At 59.4% G+C, this 1,801-nt stretch carries 1 protein-coding gene; it reads right to left on the minus strand.

The window, feature by feature from the left end:
- Window positions 1-99 precede the first annotated feature (99 nt).
- Window positions 100-1,446, minus strand: coding sequence for an NADP-specific glutamate dehydrogenase (gene gdhA, locus Q0349_RS02340; protein WP_298079251.1), 1,347 nt, complete (start codon window positions 1,444-1,446; stop codon window positions 100-102).
- Window positions 1,447-1,801 lie beyond the last annotated feature (355 nt).

Raw genomic sequence — 1,801 nt, forward strand, 5'->3', positions numbered from 1 at the left:
CTGCTGGCGCGGCTGATTTGGGTGCATGGTTGAGTGCATCCGGATACGAAAACCCCGCCGCAATGGCGGGTTTTTGCTGCGGAAACACGGGCAGGACGTTTACACAATCCCCTGCGCCAGCATCGCGTCCGCCACCTTGACGAAACCGGCGACGTTCGCGCCCTGGACATAGTTGATGCTGCCATCGTCGCGTTTGCCGTAGCGCAGGCAGGATTCATGAATGGCCGCCATGATGCCGTGCAGGCGGTTATCGACTTCCTCGCGCGTCCACGAGAGGCGAATGGCGTTCTGGCTCATTTCCAGGCCGGAAGTGGCGACGCCGCCCGCGTTGCTCGCCTTGCCCGGCGCGTAGAGAATGCCTGACTGGAGGAAGACGTCGGTCGCTTCCAGCGTGGAGGGCATATTCGCGCCCTCGGCGACGCAACGGCAGCCGTTGGCAAGCAGCTTTTTCGCATCACTTTCATCCAGTTCGTTTTGCGTGGCGCAGGGCAGGGCGATGTCGGCCGGCACACCCCAGGGGCGTTCTCCGGCGAAAAATTCCAGCCCCTGCTCCTTGGCATAAACCGCGAGGCGCTCGCGCCGTACCTCTTTCAGCTCAAACAGCGCTTGCAGTTGCGCCTCGGTCATGCCGCTGTCGGCGAAACGGACGAAACCGCCGGAATCGGAAACGGTCAGCACCTTCGCCCCGCGCTGCATCGCGCGCTCGGCGGCGTACTGGGCGACGTTGCCGGAGCCGGAGATGAGTACCCGTTTGCCGCCAAAATCCTCGCCGCGCGTTTGCAGCATATGCTCGGTGAAATACACCAGGCCGTAGCCGGTGGCTTCCGGGCGGATGAGACTGCCGCCGTAGGTAAGCCCCTTGCCGGTCAGTACCGAAGTGAAGCCGTTGGTCAGGCGCTTGTACTGGCCGAAGAGGAAGCCGATTTCGCGGCCACCGACGCCAATATCACCGGCGGGGACGTCCGTATCCGCACCGATGTGGCGGAACAGCTCGCTCATGAACGACTGGCAAAAGCGCATCACTTCGCCGTCGCTCTTGCCTTTGGGGTCAAAATCCGAGCCGCCCTTGGCACCGCCCATCGGTAGCGTCGTCAGCGCGTTTTTGAAGACCTGCTCGAAGGCGAGGAATTTCAGCACGCCCAAATCAACCTGCGGGTGGAAGCGCAGCCCGCCCTTGTACGGGCCGATGGCAGAGCTCATCTGCACGCGGTAGCCGCGATTGACCTGCACCACACCGCGGTCATCCACCCACGGTACGCGGAAAATGATGACGCGCTCCGGCTCGACAATGCGCTCCAGCAGCGACTGCCCGGTGTAGCGCGGGTTTTCTGCGAGGAAGCCTTCGAGACTGGCGAAGACTTCCTGCACCGCCTGGTGGAAGACGGGCTGGCCGGGGTCGCGTTGCTGGATGCGGGCAAACAGTTTCATCAGAATGTTTTGGGGCATAGGTTATCTCCTCTAAATAAAGCCAAAAAAACAGCAGAAAATGCTGCTGTGGATGCAATATAAAGTGTTTTTCGCCAAAGTCCAACAAAAAATTGCCGCTGCGGGTTAGGGGCTGTTTACAATTCATGGTAACGAACTGATTTTATTAGAAATGCGCAAAAGGCTTAAAATCAACGTTTCTATTCAAAATCAATGTATTACGCTCAATTGTAAACACCCCCTAGGGCGTGTTTGCAATTCATTTTGTATGCCGTCGCTAACGCGGCTTGTTTGCTGCCCCCACCCCAGCCCTCCCCCACGGCACTACTGTCCGGAATAAAACCGGACGCCCACAAAAAAGGGTTGCAGGCTCCCG

The organism is uncultured Cardiobacterium sp. (genome assembly GCF_938028185.1).
Taxonomy (GTDB): domain Bacteria; phylum Pseudomonadota; class Gammaproteobacteria; order Cardiobacteriales; family Cardiobacteriaceae; genus Cardiobacterium.

Excerpts from the sequence above, each read along its gene's own strand:
- gdhA (WP_298079251.1), bottom strand. The coding sequence starts at position 1,446 with ATGCCCCAAAACATTCTGATGAAACTGTTTGCCCGCATCCAGCAACGC.